General features: G+C 65.7%; 14 protein-coding genes. 6 read left to right on the forward strand and 8 right to left on the reverse strand.

From position 1 onward, the window contains the following. Positions 1 to 5: 5 nt before the first annotated feature. From AC1RDS_RS02305 to AC1RDS_RS02315, 3 genes are read left to right on the forward strand one after another with little or no spacing between them, the layout of a single operon-like run. Positions 6 to 1,238 carry a multidrug effflux MFS transporter gene (locus AC1RDS_RS02305; protein WP_492226659.1) on the forward strand — a complete coding sequence of 411 codons (1,233 nt, stop codon included), beginning with the start codon at positions 6 to 8 and terminating at the stop codon, positions 1,236 to 1,238. Beyond that, entirely contained in the window at positions 1,235 to 2,236 is a 1,002-nt protein-coding gene (miaA, locus tag AC1RDS_RS02310; protein ID WP_492226660.1) for a tRNA (adenosine(37)-N6)-dimethylallyltransferase MiaA, read from the forward strand. The genes AC1RDS_RS02305 and miaA overlap by 4 nt, the downstream gene beginning before the upstream one ends. Further along, positions 2,233 to 2,886 (forward strand): ABC transporter ATP-binding protein, encoded by a 654-nt coding sequence (locus AC1RDS_RS02315; protein WP_094098375.1) that lies wholly within the window; start codon positions 2,233 to 2,235, stop codon positions 2,884 to 2,886. Before miaA ends, AC1RDS_RS02315 begins: the two co-directional genes overlap by 4 nt. 26 nt (positions 2,887 to 2,912) lie before the next feature. On the opposite strand, the gene AC1RDS_RS02320 is transcribed toward AC1RDS_RS02315, so the two are convergent. Then, on the reverse strand, positions 2,913 to 3,341 hold the full coding sequence (locus tag AC1RDS_RS02320) for an Hsp20/alpha crystallin family protein (RefSeq protein ID WP_086912959.1): 429 nt from the start codon (positions 3,339 to 3,341) through the stop codon (positions 2,913 to 2,915). Between the two features lie 164 nt (positions 3,342 to 3,505). On the opposite strand from AC1RDS_RS02320, the gene AC1RDS_RS02325 reads away from it, so the two are divergent. Next, positions 3,506 to 6,148, forward strand: coding sequence for an ABC transporter permease (locus tag AC1RDS_RS02325; protein WP_094098376.1), 2,643 nt, complete (start codon positions 3,506 to 3,508; stop codon positions 6,146 to 6,148). Between the two features lie 186 nt (positions 6,149 to 6,334). Continuing rightward, entirely contained in the window at positions 6,335 to 7,465 is a 1,131-nt protein-coding gene (locus tag AC1RDS_RS02330) for a lipocalin-like domain-containing protein (protein WP_094099186.1), read from the forward strand. 49 nt (positions 7,466 to 7,514) lie between these two features. On the opposite strand, the gene AC1RDS_RS02335 is transcribed toward AC1RDS_RS02330, so the two are convergent. Genes AC1RDS_RS02335 through AC1RDS_RS02355 form a run of 5 tightly spaced genes read right to left on the reverse strand, consistent with a single transcriptional unit; the run spans position 7,515 to position 12,201 of the window. Then, the gene (locus tag AC1RDS_RS02335) at positions 7,515 to 8,510 is read right to left on the reverse strand and encodes a branched-chain amino acid ABC transporter permease (protein WP_094098377.1); all 996 of its coding nucleotides are present in this window, start codon (positions 8,508 to 8,510) and stop codon (positions 7,515 to 7,517) included. A gap of 12 nt (positions 8,511 to 8,522) precedes the next feature. Further along, entirely contained in the window at positions 8,523 to 9,407 is an 885-nt protein-coding gene (locus tag AC1RDS_RS02340) for a branched-chain amino acid ABC transporter permease (protein ID WP_092697083.1), read from the reverse strand. Positions 9,408 to 9,444: 37 nt separating this feature from the next. After that, entirely contained in the window at positions 9,445 to 10,644 is a 1,200-nt protein-coding gene (locus AC1RDS_RS02345) for an ABC transporter substrate-binding protein (RefSeq protein WP_092697084.1), read from the reverse strand. Between the two features lie 59 nt (positions 10,645 to 10,703). Then, positions 10,704 to 11,429, reverse strand: coding sequence for an ABC transporter ATP-binding protein (locus tag AC1RDS_RS02350; RefSeq protein ID WP_092697085.1), 726 nt, complete (start codon positions 11,427 to 11,429; stop codon positions 10,704 to 10,706). A gap of 1 nt (position 11,430) precedes the next feature. Then, positions 11,431 to 12,201, reverse strand: a complete 771-nt coding sequence (locus tag AC1RDS_RS02355) for an ABC transporter ATP-binding protein (RefSeq protein WP_024814489.1) — start codon at positions 12,199 to 12,201, stop codon at positions 11,431 to 11,433. 255 nt (positions 12,202 to 12,456) lie between these two features. Between AC1RDS_RS02355 and AC1RDS_RS02360 the strand changes: the two genes are divergently transcribed. Next, a complete protein-coding gene (locus AC1RDS_RS02360; protein WP_348683634.1) occupies positions 12,457 to 14,271 on the forward strand; it encodes an ABC transporter transmembrane domain-containing protein in 1,815 nt (604 codons plus the stop codon). A 47-nt stretch (positions 14,272 to 14,318) separates the two neighbouring features. Here the strand turns inward: AC1RDS_RS02360 and AC1RDS_RS02365 are convergent, their stop codons facing one another. Together AC1RDS_RS02365 and AC1RDS_RS02370 are read right to left on the reverse strand one after the other, a co-directional pair. Continuing rightward, positions 14,319 to 14,789, reverse strand: a complete 471-nt coding sequence (locus AC1RDS_RS02365; protein ID WP_348683636.1) for a DUF1178 family protein — start codon at positions 14,787 to 14,789, stop codon at positions 14,319 to 14,321. A 24-nt stretch (positions 14,790 to 14,813) separates the two neighbouring features. Further along, positions 14,814 to 15,119: a DUF2818 family protein gene (locus AC1RDS_RS02370; RefSeq protein ID WP_092697088.1), complete on the reverse strand. Its 306-nt coding sequence runs from the start codon at positions 15,117 to 15,119 to the stop codon at positions 14,814 to 14,816. Positions 15,120 to 15,123 lie beyond the last annotated feature (4 nt).

Raw genomic sequence — 15,123 nt, forward strand, 5'->3', positions numbered from 1 at the left:
TGCCCATGTCTGCCACCTCCAACACCGCAGCGCCAACGGCTGCCCCCATCCACCCCGGCCTGGCCGTACTTGTGCTGGCGCTGCTGCTGGGCCTGCAGCCGGTCACCACCGACCTGTATCTGCCCGCGCTGCCAACCATCAAGGCGCAACTGCAGGCCAGCATGGCGCAATCGCAGCTCACACTCACGGCGTTGCTGCTGGCGTTTGGCTGCTCGCAACTGGTGTGGGGGCCGCTGTCGGACCGCTGGGGGCGCCGCCCCATCCTGCTGATAGGGCTGGTGGCCTACGTGCTGGCCGCGCTGGGCTGCGCGCTGGCGCAATCGATGGAAGCGCTGATCTTCTGGCGCACCGTGCAGGGCGCCGCCATGGGCGCCGGCGTGATGGGCGCGCGCGCCGTGGTGCGCGACCTGTATGCCCCGGTGGAAGGGGCGCACGCCATGTCGCGCGCCCTCACGGGCCTGGGCATCATTGCCTGCCTGAGCCCGCCGCTGGGCGGTCTGCTGGCGGGCCACCTAGGCTGGCGCGCCACGATGGCAGCGCTGGGCTGTTTTGGCGGCTTGGCGCTGCTGCTGATCCTGCTGCGTTTTGAAGAAACCCTGGCCCGCCCCAACCCGCTGGCGCTGCACCCCACACACTTGCTGCGCACCTGGGTGCAGATCCTGCGCCACCCCACGTTTCTGGCTTTTTCGGCCACCACCACGTTCACCTATGCAGGCCTGTTCACCTACCTGGCAGCCTCGTCGTTCACCTTCATCCAGGTGCTGGGCTGGAGCCCCACGGCCTATGGCCTGCTGCTGTCGTGCAACGCGGCGATGTACATCACCGGCACGGTGCTTTGCCGACGCCTGCTGGTGCGCTGGGGGCTGCGCCGCAGCATGGCGCTGGCCGGACTGCTGAGCGCCACGGGCGGCACGCTGATGGGCGTGGCTGCCCTGGCAGGCGTGCAAAGCGGCTGGGCCTATGCCCTGCCCTTTCTGCTGTACCAGATCGCGCATGGCATCCACATGCCCTGCAGCCAGAGCGGCGCCGTGGGCCCCTTTCCAAAAGCCGCCGGCACAGCCGCCGCGCTGAACGGCTTTGTCATGATGCTGGTGGCGTTTGGCATGGGCCACTGGCTGGGCCAGCGCATGGACGGCACGGTGCTGCCGCTTGCCCTGGGCGTGTGGTTCTGGAGCCTGTGCCTCGCGCTCGCCGCCTGGACGCTGGTGCAGCAATTCGGGGAGCCGGCCAAGGCATGAACACACCGCTGCCCACCATCGCCATCGCGGGGCCCACGGCCTCGGGCAAGACGGCCGGCGCCCTGGCATTGGCCGCCGTGCTGGCGCCGCGCCTGCCGGTCGAGATCATCAGCGTAGATTCGGCCCTGGTCTACCGGGGCATGGACATTGGCACCGCCAAGCCCACGCGCGCCGAGCTGGCCGCCGTGCCCCACCACCTGATCGACATCCGCGACCCGTTGCAGGCCTATAGCGCGGCCGAGTTCGTGCAGGACGCCCAGCGGCTCATCGGCGAGATCCGCGCGCGCGGCGCCCTGCCCCTGCTGGTGGGCGGCACCATGCTGTATTTCAAGGCCTTGTTCGATGGCATTGACGACATGCCCCCCGCCGACCCTGCCGTGCGCGCGCGGCTGGAGGCCCAGGCCGCGGAACAAGGCTGGCCTGCCCTGCACGCCGAACTGGCCCGCGTGGACCCCGCTACAGCCGCCCGCCTGGCGCCCGCCGACAGCCAGCGCATCCAGCGCGCGCTGGAGGTGTGGCATGTCTCCGGTCAGCCCATCTCGCACTTTCACACTACAAAAAAGAGAGCTACTAGCGCAGACCCCATAAGCGCTACGGCCATTTTTTCCCTTGAACCCGACCACCGCGCCTGGCTGCACGAGCGCATCGCCCTGCGCTTTGACGCCATGCTGGCGGAAGGCTTTGTAGACGAAGTGCGCCAGTTGCGCGCCCGCGGCGACCTGCACCCCGACCTGCCCTCCATGCGTTGCGTGGGCTACCGCCAGGCCTGGGAGGCACTGGACGCCCAGGCCGCTGCCGGCCCCGCATCGCCGCTCGACCTGGCCGGCCTGCGCGAGCGTGGCATTGCCGCCACCCGCCAGTTGGCCAAACGCCAGATCACCTGGCTGCGCAGCATGCCACAGCGCCACGCCATTGCCTGCGACCAGCCCGATGCCACCGGCCGCCTGGTGCAGGCCATGCTGCAGCGCCTGGAGCGCACGGAGCACGCCGCACCATGAGCAGCGTTCTACACGTCGAGGCCCTGGCCAAGCATTACGGCGGCACGCCGGTGTTTGCCAACGTGCAGTTCACCGTGCAGTCGGGCGAGTTTGTGGCCATCGTGGGCGATTCGGGCGTGGGCAAATCCACCCTGCTCAACTGCCTGGCGGGGCTAGACCGGTGGGACGCGGGGCGCATCAAGCACGGCGGCACCGACCTGGCGCCGCTGGATGAAACGCAACGCGCCCTCTGGCGGCGCGCCCATGTGGGGTTTGTGTTCCAAGCCTTTCATGTGCTGCCGCATCTCGATGTGGCGCAGAACGTGGCCTTGCCGCTGATGCTGCTGGGCCGCACCGAGCCCGATCGGGTGCAGCACATGCTGGCGGCCGTGGGCCTGGCCGGCCTGGGCGAACGCCTGCCGCAGCAACTGAGCGGTGGCCAACTGCAGCGCGTGGCCATTGCCCGCGCGCTGGTGCACCGCCCCGCCCTGCTGCTGGCCGACGAGCCCACGGGCAACCTCGACCCCACCACCGCCGCGCGCGTGATGGACCTGCTGCTCGCTCAGACGCGCGAGCATGGCGCCTCGTTGGTGCTGGTCACGCACTCGGACACCGCCGCCGCGCGCGCCGACCGGCGGCTGCGCCTCACCGCCGACGGCATCGCCGGCTGAGCAGCCCGCCAGCCGCCGCCCAGCGCTTATTCGATCGAAAGCCGCTGCGCGCTGCCGCCCTGCTTCTTGGGCAGCGTGAGCGTCAGCACGCCGTTGTCGTATTTGGCCTTGGCCTGGGCGGCATCCACATCCACAGGCAACTGAAAGCTGCGCGCCACCGAGCCGAAATAGCGCTCGGAGCGCAGCACCTTCTCGCCCTCGGTCTTCTGGTCATGCTGGCGCACCTCGGCGCGCAGGCTGACCACATTGCCGTCGATCGAGACCTGAATGTCTTCCTTGGGCACGCCCGGCACCTCGGCCTGCACGGTGTAGCCGCCATCGGTTTCCTTCACGTCCACCTTGATCTGCGTGGGCGATGGCACGCCTTCGCCATGCAGTGGGCGCACATAAAAGCCGGGGGCGATGTCCTTGAAGAAGTCATCGAACAAACTGCCACGGGTAACCAGAGAATTCATGGTGAAGCTCCTGAACGTGAGGGTTGGACAACCGGGCCGGCAAGGAAGCGCTGGCCCCGTTCCCAAAATACGCGCTGCCTTGCCTTATTTCAAGAGCCAGACCGGCAGGGTTTGATCTGCATCAACAGCCTGCCTTGCCGACGCTGCGCCGTCACAATCGGGTCATGCTTGCTCTGCTTCGCACCTTCTCCTGGCAGGAGCTGCGCCACCACCCCTGGCGCAGCGCCGCAGCGGTGGCTGCCGTGATGCTGGGCGTTGCGCTGGCGTTTGCCGTGCATGTGATCAACAGCTCGGCCCTGGACGAGTTCTCGCAGGCCGTGCGCGCGGTGAACGGCCAGCCCGATCTGGAGCTGCGTGCCATGCAGGGCCCGCTGCCCGAAGCACTGTATGGGCAGCTGGCCAACCACCCGCAGGTGCTGCGCGCCAGCCCATGGCTGGAGCTTTCCACGCTGGCCCAGGCGAACCCATCGGAAGCGACACCGCAGGGCACCTCACCCGCCCCGGCGCGCGTGGTGCTGCGGGTGGTGGGCGCGGATGCGCTGCTGCTGCCTGCCGTGGCGCCGGCGCTCATGCCGCGCGCCTTCGCAGGCAGCGAACGGCTGGCCATGCTGGCGCCGGCCACGGTGTTTCTCAACGCGGCGGCCTTGCAGGCGCTGGGCTTGGCGACGAACGGCAGTGGCGCGGCAACGCTGCGGCTGCACACGGGCCTGCCAACTTCAACGTCGTACACGGTGCGCGTGGCCGGCACCGTGGCTGCGGGCGGTGCGCCGCTGGCCGTGATGGACATCGGCGCCGCGCAAGACCTGTGGGGCCAGGCAGGGCGCCTGACCCGCATCGACCTGCAACTGCAACCGGGCACCGACCGCGCCGCGTTCCAGCAGGCGCTGCGGTCAATGCCCGGCTGGCCGGCCAACACCATGCTGGCCGAGCCTGGCGATGCAGTGCAGCGCATTGGCAACCTGTCGCGCGCCTACCGCGTCAACCTCACCGTGCTGGCGCTGGTGGCCCTGTTCACGGGGGCGTTTCTGGTGTTTTCGGTGCTGGCCCTCAGCGTGGCGCAGCGCGCGCCCCAGTTTGCGTTGCTGGCGGTGCTGGGCGCCACGCCACGCCAGCGTCTGGCGCTGGTGCTGGCCGAGTCGGCCCTGCTGGGGCTGGTGGGCAGTGTCGCCGGCATTGCGCTGGGCACGGCACTGGCGGCCACCGCGCTGCAACTGCTGGGGGGCGACCTGGGGGGTGGCTACTTTGCCGGCGTGCAGCCATCGCTGCAATGGAGTACCCCGGCAGCGCTGCTCTATGGCACGCTGGGCGTGGCCGCCGCGCTGGTGGGCGGCTGGTGGCCCGCCCAGTCGGCCCGCCATTTGCCGCCCGCGCAAACGCTCAAGGGCCTGGGCGCCGCAGCCGGTCGGGGCTCTGGTGCCACGGTCGGTATTATTTTGATAGCTGGTGGCGCTTTACTGGCAAGCGCTCCACCCATTTTTGGCATTGCACTGGCCGCTTACTTCGCCATTGGTCTGCTGCTGGTGGGCGGCATTGCCTTGCTGCCGTGGGGCATGGCCTGGCTGCTGCAGCGCCTGCGCCCGCTGGTGGCCGGCCGTCTGATGCTGGTGCTGCCCCTGGAGCGCGCGCGCCGCATGCGGGGCACGGCTGCCATCGCCGTGGGCGGCGTGGTGGCCAGCCTGAGCCTGGCCGTGGCACTGACGGTGATGGTGGCCAGCTTTCGCGGTTCGGTCACCGAGTGGCTCGATGCGGTGCTGCCGTCCCCGCTGTATGTGCGCTCGGCCCTGAGCGCGGCGGGGGGCGAGGCAGCCTTGTTGCCCCCCGGGTTCGACGAGGCCGTGGCGCAGCTGCCCGGTGTGGCCCGCGTGCAGCCCCTGCGCGCCAGCCCGCTGCAGCTGGACGCCAAGCGCCCCGCCCTCACGCTGCTGAGCCGCCCGCTGGCCGGCGACCCGGCCCGCTGGCTACCCCTGGTGGGCGCGGCGCTGCCGGTGCCCGCAGGCCGCACGGGCGTCTACATCAGCGAAGCGGTGGTAGACCTGTATGGCCTGAAGCCCGGCATGGAGTGGCCTGCACTTTCAAGGTCTTTCAGCCCTCTGGCGCAAGAAGGACAATCGCAAGCAGCTATATTTTTCATAGCAGGCGTATGGCGCGACTATGTTCGCCAGTCGGGCGCCGTGGCCATGGACCGCACCGACTACCTGCGCCTGACGGGCGATGCGCGTGCCAGCGACCTGGCGCTGTGGCCGCGCGATGGCACTGACCTGGCGCAGTTGCAGCAGGCGATTCGTGCGCTGGCCGCGCCTGGTGCTGCAACAGAGGCAGAAATGGGTGCGGGCGCAGCAGGGCTGGAGTTCGTCTCGTCCGGCGACATCCGCGAGCGCTCGTTGCGCATCTTCGACCGCAGCTTCGCCGTCACCTACTGGCTGCAGGCCGTGGCCATTGGCATCGGCCTGTTTGGCGTGGCGGCCAGCTTCAGCGCGCAGGTGCTGGCGCGGCGCAAAGAGTTCGGCCTGCTGGCCCACCTGGGCCTCACCCGCCGGCAGATCCTGGCCGTGGTGGCCGGTGAAGGCGCGGCATGGACCGGCGTGGGCGCGGCCGTGGGCGTGCTGCTGGGCCTGGCCGTGGCGTTGGTGCTGGTGCATGTGGTCAACCCGCAAAGCTTTCACTGGACCATGGAGCTGCGCGTGCCCGCTGCCCGCCTGCTGGCACTGTGCGCCGCCGTGGTGGCTTCGGGCACCCTCACCGCCTGGCTGGCGGGCCGGGCGGCAGCGGGACAGGATGCGGTGCTGGCGGTAAAGGAAGACTGGTAGCGCCAGCCAGGCGCCCCCCCGTCAGCCCGGTGCATCGGCGGCGCAGCCATTGGGCCACAATCGACACCATGCCTGCGCAGTCCCACACGTTCGACACCATCGGGTTGACCCGCTCTGGGGGCTATTGCACCGCCACCGGCCAGCGCCTGGATGCCCGGCAACCCTGACGCGCCCACCGCACCTGCCATGTCCTTCCCATCGCCTCCATCACTGTGCACCCGCCGCCAATGGCTTGCGCTGACCTTGGGAGCGGGTCCAGCGATTGCGCATGCGCTGCCAGCCCGGGCGCTCAACTTTCCGCGCGACCATGGCAGCCACCCCGATCTGCACACCGAATGGTGGTACCTCACGGGCCATGCGCAGGCGGCAGGCCGGTTGTGGGGGTTTCAGGTGACGTTCTTTCGCTCGCGCGTGGACACCACGCAAGGCCTGCAGTCGGCCTTTGCCGCCAAGCAGCTGCTGTTTGCCCACGCGGCCCTGACCGACGTGAAAGGCCAGCGCCTGCACCACGACCAGCGTATCGCCCGCGCTGGCTTTGGCGTGGCGCAGGCCAGCGAGGCCGACACGGCCGTCCGGTTGCGCGACTGGTCACTTGCCCGAGCCGCACTGCCCTCCAATAACTCCTCTGCCGGCAGCCGGTACACGGCGCGGGTCGAGGGCGAAGGTTTCGGGCTGGACCTGCAATGCGATACCGCACAGCCACCGCTGCTGCAGGGCCGCCAGGGCCTGTCGCGCAAAGGCCCCGAAACCAGCCAGGCCAGCTACTACTACAGCCAGCCGCAACTGGCGGTGAGCGGCGCCATCGTGCTGAATGGACGGCGCATGGGCATTGAAGGCGACACCACCAACAGCAACCCATTTGCCAACCGCGCCTGGCTGGACCATGAATGGAGCGATGCGCTGATGCACCCCGAGGCCGTGGGCTGGGACTGGATCGGCATGAACCTGCACGATGGCAGCGCGCTCACCGCGTTTCGGCTGCGGCGTGCCGACGGCTCTGCGCTGTGGGCTGGCGGCTCGTTTCGCCCGGCCGGGCGGCCAACCCAGGTGTTTGCCGACAACACCGTGGCGTTTGTCGCGCAACGCCACTGGACCAGCCCCTCGAGCGGCGCCCGCTACCCGGTGCAATGGCGGGTGGAAACCCCCGCCGGCCAGTTTGGCGTGCAAGCCTTGGTGGACAACCAGGAGCTCGACAGCAGCGGCTCCACCGGGGCGATTTACTGGGAAGGCCTGTCAGAGTTGCGCAATGGGGCGGGCGCGGTGATCGGCCGGGGCTATCTGGAGATGACGGGATACAAAAAGCCGCTGCGCTTGTGAGGCGCAGCAGCTTCTATCAAACCGGCCAAAAAAGGCGACTCAGCGAAACTCAGCCCTTGCTGCCTTCCTTGCGACGAACCAGCCAGGCAATGATCTCGCCCATGATGCCGCGGCGGAATGCCAGCACGCAGATCACAAAAATCAGGCCCGTCACCATGGTGACCGACTCACCCAGCGTGTTGAACCACTCGACGCTGGTCAGCGTGGCCAGGAATTGGCCGATCTCGCCGAGCTTGTTCTCCAGCAACACCACCACGGCCGAGCCCACCAGCGGCCCCGACAGGGTGCCCAAACCGCCCACGAGCGTCATGAGCACCACGTGGCCCGATGCCGTCCAGTGCACATCGCTCAGTGTGGCAAAGCCAAGCACCAGGGTTTTGAGCGAGCCGGCCAGCCCCGACAGCGCAGCAGAAAGCACAAACGCCAGCAGCTTGAAGCGGTTGGTGTCGTAGCCCAGCGAAATGGCGCGTGGCTCGTTTTCCTTGATGGCCTTGAGCACCTGGCCGTAGGGCGAGTGCACGGTGCGCACGATCAGCAAGAACGCAGCCACCACAACCACCAGCACCACGTAATACATGGTCATGTCATTTTGCAGGTCGATCAGGCCAAACAGCTTGCCGCGCGGCACGCCTTGCAGACCGTCCTCACCACCGGTGAAGGGCATCTGCAGGCAGATGAAGAACAGCATCTGCGCCAGCGCCAGCGTAATCATCGTGGAGTAGATGCCTACGCGGCGAATGGCGAAGAAGCCAACGACCAAGCCCAGCAGCGCACCGCTGACCGTGCCCAGCAACAGGCCGACTTCGGGAGTAAATCCCCACACCTTCATGGACTGGCCCGCCACATAGGCCGAGCCGCCCAAAAAGGCCGCATGGCCGAAGGACAACATGCCGGTGTAGCCGAGCAGCAGGTTGAAGGCCGAGGCAAACAGTGCAAAGCACATCAGCTTCATCACGAACACCGGGTAGGCGCCGAGCAACGGGGCCACCAGCAGGCCGATGAACAACAGGCCGTAGCCGATAGCGGAAAGGTTCTTGGAATTCATGTGGGCAGCCCCTTATTTTTCTTTGCCGAACAGGCCGGCGGGGCGAATCAGGAGAACGATGACCATGATGACGAACACCACGGTTGACGAGGCTTCGGGATAGAACACCTTGGTGAACCCTTCGACGATGCCAAGGCCCAGACCGGTGAGGATGGAGCCCATGATGGAGCCCATGCCGCCGATCACCACCACGGCAAACACCACGATGATGAGGTTCTGCCCCATTAGCGGCGACACCTGGTACACCGGCGCGGCCAGCACACCGGCAAAGGCGGCCAGTGCAGCACCAAACGCATAGGTCAGCGTGATCATCAGCGGCACGTTGACGCCGAACGCTTCCACCAGGCGCGGGTTTTCTGTGCCCGCACGCAGGTAGGCGCCCAGCTTGGTCTTCTCGATCACGTACCAGGTGGCAATGCACACCGTAATCGATGCCACCACCACCCAGGCACGGTAGTTGGGCATGATCATGAAGCCCAGGTTGGTGGCGCCTTCGAGCAACTCGGGCGTGTCGTAACCCAGGCCCGAGACGCCATAGATCGAGCGAAAGACACCCTCGATCAGCAGCGTCAGGCCCAGTGTGAGCAGCAGGCCATACAGATGGTCCAGCTTGTAGATCCAGCGCAGCAGCAGCCGCTCGATCACCACCCCGAACACCCCCACCACCAGCGGCGCCAGCACCAGCATCAACCAGTAGTTGATGCCAAAGTAGTTCATGGCCATCCAGGTAATCACAGCCCCCAGCATGAACAGCGCACCGTGCGCAAAGTTGATGACGTTGAGCAGGCCGAAAATCACGGCCAACCCGAGGCTGAGGATTGCGTAAAACGAACCATTGACCAGCCCCAAAAGGAGCTGGCTCAAGAGGCCCGGCAATGAGACACCAAAAATTTCCATGGCAGGCGGCAGGTGGGAAGAGGTTCAGGTTAGCGGGTTATTTCCAGAGCGCGCACTTGCTGTCGGCCTTGGTGGTGAACACCTGGTCACCCGGGATTTTCTTGATGATGTTCAGGTAGTCCCAGGGCTTCTTGGAGTCGGCCAGGGCCTTCACCTGCACCAGGTACATCTCATGGACCATGCGGCCGTCAGGGCGAATCACACCGCCCTTGGCGTAGAAGTCGTTGATGGGCGTCTTCTTCATGTATTCCATGACCTTGTCGGCGTCCGTGCTCTTGACCGCTGCCACCGCCTTCAGGTAGGTGGTGGTGGCAGAGTAGTCAGCAGCCTGAACGTCGGTAGGCATGCGCTTCATCTTGGCAAAGTAGCGGTCAGCAAACTTGCGCGACTCGTCGTCCTTGTCCCAGTACCAGCTCGTGGTGTGCAGCAGGCCTTCGGTGTTCTTCAGACCCAGGCTGTGGATATCGCTCAGGAAAACCAGCAGGCCGGCCGTCTTCATGCTCTTGTTGATACCGAATTCCTTGGCGGCCTTGATGGAATTGATGGTGTCACCACCCGCGTTGGCCAGCCCCAGGATCTGGGCCTTGGAGTTTTGCGCCTGGAGCAGGAACGAAGAGAAGTCGGAGGCATTCAGGGGATGGCGCACTGCACCTGCGACCGTGCCGCCCTTGGCCTTGACCACGGCCGTGGTGTCGTTTTCCAGCGAATGGCCGAACGCATAGTCGGCCGTCAGAAAGAACCAGCTCTTGCCGCCGCTGTCCACCACCGCACCGCCTGTGCCCTTGGCCAGAGCCACGGTGTCGTAGGCGTAGTGCACGGTGTAGGGAGTGCATTGCTCGTTGGTCAATGCAGAGCTGCCAGCGCCGTTGTTGAAGTAGACGCGCTTTTTCTCCTGCGCCACCTTGGCAGTCGCCAGGGCGGTGCCGGAGTTGGTGCCGCCGAAGACCATGGTGACACCTTGCGTGTCAATCCATTCACGGGCTTTCGAAGCGGCAATGTCGGCCTTGTTCTGGTGGTCGGCCGTGAGCAGCTCGATGGGCTGCCCCAGCACCTTGCCACCGAAGTCATCGATGGCCATCTGGATGGCGGTTGCGCCGCCCTTGCCTTCCACGTCCGAATACAGGCTGGACATGTCGGTGATGAAACCGATCTTGACTTTCTCCTGCGCATGGACGGCCGAAGTGGCCAAGCCGGCTGCGCCCAGCATCAGTGCCAATGCTTTGAGTTTGCTTTTCATGGATGTCTCCTGTTGTGGTGAGAGGGATTGCGAAAAACGGGACGTAGCGGCCTGGCCGCTCAGACACCGAGAAGGTCGTTGAGCACCGGCATTTTTTCTTCCAGCTCGCTGGCACCGAATTTCTCGACGATGCGGCCGTGCTCCATGACATAGAAGCGGTCGGCCAGTGGCGCGGCAAAGCGGAAATTCTGCTCGACCATGACCACGGTGTAGCCGCGCTCGCGCAGCGTGATGATCATGCGGGCCAGCGCCTGCACGATGACGGGGGCCAGGCCTTCGGAGATTTCGTCCAGCAGCAGCAGCTTGGCACCGGTGCGCAAAATGCGTGCTACCGCCAGCATCTGCTGCTCACCGCCCGACAGGCGGGTGCCCTGGCTGTTGCGGCGTTCGGCCAGGTTGGGAAACATGGCGTAAATTTCATCGATCGACATGCCCGGCGTCCCCGTCTTGAGGACGGGCGGCAGCAGCAGGTTTTCTTCGCACGACAGGCTGGAGAAAATGCCCCGCTCTTCGGGGCAATAGCCCACACCCAGATGCGCGATGCGGTGCGTTGACATGTGGATGGTCTCCACACCATTGATCTTCACGGAGCCCTTGCGCGCCCCGGTGAGGCCCATGACGGCCCGCATGGTGGTGGTGCGCCCGGCGCCATTGCGCCCGAGCAAGGTCACCACTTCGCCGGGCTGCACCACGATGTCCACGCCGTGCAGCACATGCGACTCGCCGTACCAGGCTTCGAGGTTGCGGATTTCGAGCGCGGGGGTATTGGAGGCAGTGGTCGCCATTTCAGTGGGCTCCCTGCAGTTGGCCGTCGGTCGTGCCCATGTAGGCTTCCATCACTTGGGGGTTGTTCGATACTTCGGCGTAAGGCCCCTCGGCCAGCACGGCGCCACGCTGCAGCACCGTGATGCAGTCGGCAATGGTGGACACCACCTTCATGTTGTGCTCCACCATCAGGATGGTCCGGCCAGCCGACACTTTCTTGATGAGCTGCGTCACACGGTCCACATCCTCATGGCCCATGCCCTGCGTGGGCTCGTCGAGCAGCATGAGCTCGGGCTCCATGGCCAGCGTGGTGGCGATTTCCAGGGCGCGCTTGCGGCCATAGGGCAGATTCACCGTGAGCTCATCGGCCAGGTCTTCCAGCCCCACTTCGGTAAGGAGTTCCATGGCGCGGGCATCGAGCTGGCGCAGGCTGCGCTCGCTGCGCCAGAAGTGAAAGGCCGTGCCCAACTTGCGCTGCAGCCCGATGCGCACGTTTTCCAGCAGCGTCAGGTGCGGGAACACCGCCGAGATCTGGAACGAACGGATCACGCCACGGCGTGCGATCTCTGCGGGCTTTTCACGGGTGATGTCCTGACCGTTGAACCGGATCAGACCCGAGGTCGGCTCCAGAAATTTGGTCAGCAAGTTGAAGCAGGTGGTCTTGCCGGCACCATTGGGCCCGATCAGGGCGTGGATGGAGCCGCGGCGCACCGACAAGGTCACATTGCTGACCGCGGTGAAGCCCTTGAACTCTTTGGTCAGGCTTTGGGTTTCAAGAATGACGTCGCTCATTGCGCCTTGATCGCTCCATGGGGATGCTGAGGAAAGAGCCTTGCCACAAGGTCTCCGTGGGTTCTTATGTTGCATCGCATCGTAAGTCCCGACGTGGGGATGCAGATACTGGGACAAATGCCTATGTATAAATGCCTACGCCCTGCGTGCCCCTTGCCTCGCGAGGCCCGCAGCGCACGGCGTGCTCCACCCACTCCAGAAAAAGGGCTGCATACCCCGGGCGCAACGCCCCTCGGCGCAGCCTACACTGGCCCGATGGCAACACCCTCCCCCCTGCATGCGCGAGGCGCTCCGCGCTCCCTGTCGGGCCTGCTTCCTTTTCTACGGCCCTACCGCGCCCGCATTGGCCTTTCGCTGGTCTTTCTGGTGCTGGCAGCCGTTGCCACGCTGGCCTTTCCCCTGGCATTGCGCAACCTGATCGATGGTGGGCTGCTGGCATCGGACCACGGCAACCAGACGATGGCGCTGCGCGGGCATTTTCAGGCGCTGTTTGCCGTCGCCATTGCCCTGGGCATTTTTTCAGCCGCACGCTTTTACATGGTGAGCTGGCTGGGCGAACGGGTGACCGCGGATCTGCGCAATGCCGTGTACAGCCATGTGCTTGAGCAAAGCCCGCAATTCTTTGAAACCACGCAGACTGGCGAGGTGCTGTCGCGGCTGACGACCGACACCACCCTGGTCCAGACCGTGGTGGGTTCGTCACTTTCGATGGGGCTGCGCAATGCCGTCATGGGCGCGGGCGCACTGGTGATGCTGGTGTGGACCAATCCCTACGTGATGTCGGTGGTGCTTCTGCTCTTGGTGCTGGTGGTCTTGCCCAGCATGTGGATAGGACGGCGCGTGCGGCGCCTCTCGCGCGACAGCCAGGACCGCGTGGCCGACTCCAGCGCCATCGCGGCCGAGGTGCTGAACGCCGTGCCAGTGGTGCAAAGCTATACGGCCGAAGCGCGCGAATCCTTGCGTTTCGCCGACGCTACCGAAAACGCCTTTCAGGCTGCCGTGCGCCGAACGCGTGCGCGCGCCTTCCTCGTGGCATTCATCATCATTGCCAACGCAGGCCTGCTGCTATGGGGTTTCTACCGGGGTACGCAGGCGGTGCTGGACGGGCACATGACAGCGGGCCACCTGGGGCAGACGGTGGTGTACGTCATCTTGCTGGCGGGTGCCGTGGCGGTACTGGGAGAGGTCTACGGCGACCTGCTGCGCGCCGCAGGAGCCACGGAGCGCCTGATGGAACTGATCGCCAGCAAATCCCCCGTCACGGAGCCCGTGCTGCCCCGGCCGCTGCCAACGGGAGTCCGGGGGCTGAGCGTGGATTTTGAAGCGGTGAATTTCCACTACCCCTCCCGGCCCGATCAGCCGGCCCTGCAGGCCTTCACACTCCACCTCGAACCGGGTGAGACTGTCGCCCTGGTAGGCGCCAGCGGAGCCGGGAAAACCACGGTGTTTCAGTTGCTCCAGCGCTTCTACGACATCGACCAGCACCCGGACGAAGCTTCGCATGGGCGCATTGCGGTCAATGGCGTGGACATCCGGCAACTGGGACTCCAGCAATTGCGTGCCCACATTGGCACGGTGCCCCAGGACGCGGTGATCTTCTCGGCGTCTGCCTTTGACAATATCCGGTACGGTCGCCCCGATGCTTCAACGGATGAGGTGATCGCCGCGGCACGGGCGGCTTTTGCCCACGACTTCATTGAAGCACTACCCGAGGGGTATTCCACCTTTCTCGGAGAGCGCGGCGTTCGCCTTTCCGGCGGGCAACGCCAACGGATCTCGATTGCACGTGCGCTGCTGAAGAATCCCCCCTTGCTGCTGCTGGACGAAGCCACCAGCGCACTGGATGCGGAAAGCGAGCGCATGGTGCAGGCCGCCCTCGACTCTGCGATGCAGCGGCACACCGGCCAGCGGACCACCCTGGTCATTGCACACCGCCTGGCCACGGTGCAAAACGCCGACCGGATCGCGGTGCTGGAAAACGGCCGCATCGTCGAACAGGGAACCCATGCCGCGCTGCTCACCCAGGGCGGCGCCTATGCCCGCCTGGCAGCGATGCAATTCACGGCGTGATCGATCAGCATCGACATCGGCCATGTCGATTCACCCGGACCAGAGCCTTATTGCAAGGTTTCCTTGGCCGCTTCAGGCAACAGCAGCGGCAGCACCGCAATGCCCTCATCGAGCAACTGCAATGTCTCTTGGTGTGAAGCCTGGCCTCGTATGGCCCGCTCCTCGACCTCGCCGCGGTGGATGCGCCGGGCCTCTTGCGCAAACTGTGGGCCCACGTCTTCCGTATGGGCCATGACTTTGCGCGCCAGCGACAACCAGGCAGCCTGCAGATCCACACCAGATACTTCAGCAGGGTTGCGGTCAGCAGAGGCGTCCGCAACCGGTGCAACAGGCTCGACCGTCGGTTGCCGGGCGCCCAGATTCAGCCTGGGGGCGCTCAGCCTTTTGGCGATGTGGGAGTCCGAGCACATCGGGCATTGCACGAGTGCCTCACGCAACTGCCGCTGAAACTCATCCTCGGACGAGAACCACCCCTCAAAGACATGGCCCTGCCCACAATGCAGGTCAAGCACCTTCATGCCAGCAAGCTCTCAACCGCCGCATCAGCCGTGGCGGCGCAGCAGATAGCGGTAAACAAAACCGGGAAATGCCAGCGTGAGGAAAAGGGTGCCCGTGACGGCATAGAACTCCCACCCCTGCGGAGCAATCTGTCCGGCACGGCGCTCCAGCAAGAGGGCCATGCCTCCCACCAGGAAATACAGCGCCACCAGTTCCACCAGCCGCACCGGCAAAGACTTCTTTGGCTGCTTCAACGGACCGATCACCATCAGCCTGTGGTTGATAAACGGAAGATTGGCCGCGAAGAATGCAGCAACGATGATGAGCCAGATAGCGCCAGTTTGCGACACGGAA

The sequence above is a fragment of the Acidovorax sp. GW823-FHT02H02 genome (genome assembly GCF_058797075.1).

Excerpts from the sequence above, each read along its gene's own strand:
- AC1RDS_RS02330 (WP_094099186.1), top strand. The coding sequence starts at position 6,335 with ATGTCCTTCCCATCGCCTCCATCACTGTGCACCCGCCGCCAATGGCTT.
- AC1RDS_RS02340 (WP_092697083.1), bottom strand. The coding sequence starts at position 9,407 with ATGGAAATTTTTGGTGTCTCATTGCCGGGCCTCTTGAGCCAGCTCCTT.
- AC1RDS_RS02320 (WP_086912959.1), bottom strand. The coding sequence starts at position 3,341 with ATGAATTCTCTGGTTACCCGTGGCAGTTTGTTCGATGACTTCTTCAAG.
- AC1RDS_RS02325 (WP_094098376.1), top strand. The coding sequence starts at position 3,506 with ATGCTTGCTCTGCTTCGCACCTTCTCCTGGCAGGAGCTGCGCCACCAC.
- AC1RDS_RS02335 (WP_094098377.1), bottom strand. The coding sequence starts at position 8,510 with ATGAATTCCAAGAACCTTTCCGCTATCGGCTACGGCCTGTTGTTCATC.
- AC1RDS_RS02350 (WP_092697085.1), bottom strand. The coding sequence starts at position 11,429 with ATGGCGACCACTGCCTCCAATACCCCCGCGCTCGAAATCCGCAACCTC.
- AC1RDS_RS02365 (WP_348683636.1), bottom strand. The coding sequence starts at position 14,789 with ATGAAGGTGCTTGACCTGCATTGTGGGCAGGGCCATGTCTTTGAGGGG.
- AC1RDS_RS02360 (WP_348683634.1), top strand. The coding sequence starts at position 12,457 with ATGGCAACACCCTCCCCCCTGCATGCGCGAGGCGCTCCGCGCTCCCTG.
- AC1RDS_RS02345 (WP_092697084.1), bottom strand. The coding sequence starts at position 10,644 with ATGAAAAGCAAACTCAAAGCATTGGCACTGATGCTGGGCGCAGCCGGC.
- AC1RDS_RS02355 (WP_024814489.1), bottom strand. The coding sequence starts at position 12,201 with ATGAGCGACGTCATTCTTGAAACCCAAAGCCTGACCAAAGAGTTCAAG.
- AC1RDS_RS02305 (WP_492226659.1), top strand. The coding sequence starts at position 6 with ATGTCTGCCACCTCCAACACCGCAGCGCCAACGGCTGCCCCCATCCAC.
- miaA (WP_492226660.1), top strand. The coding sequence starts at position 1,235 with ATGAACACACCGCTGCCCACCATCGCCATCGCGGGGCCCACGGCCTCG.
- AC1RDS_RS02315 (WP_094098375.1), top strand. The coding sequence starts at position 2,233 with ATGAGCAGCGTTCTACACGTCGAGGCCCTGGCCAAGCATTACGGCGGC.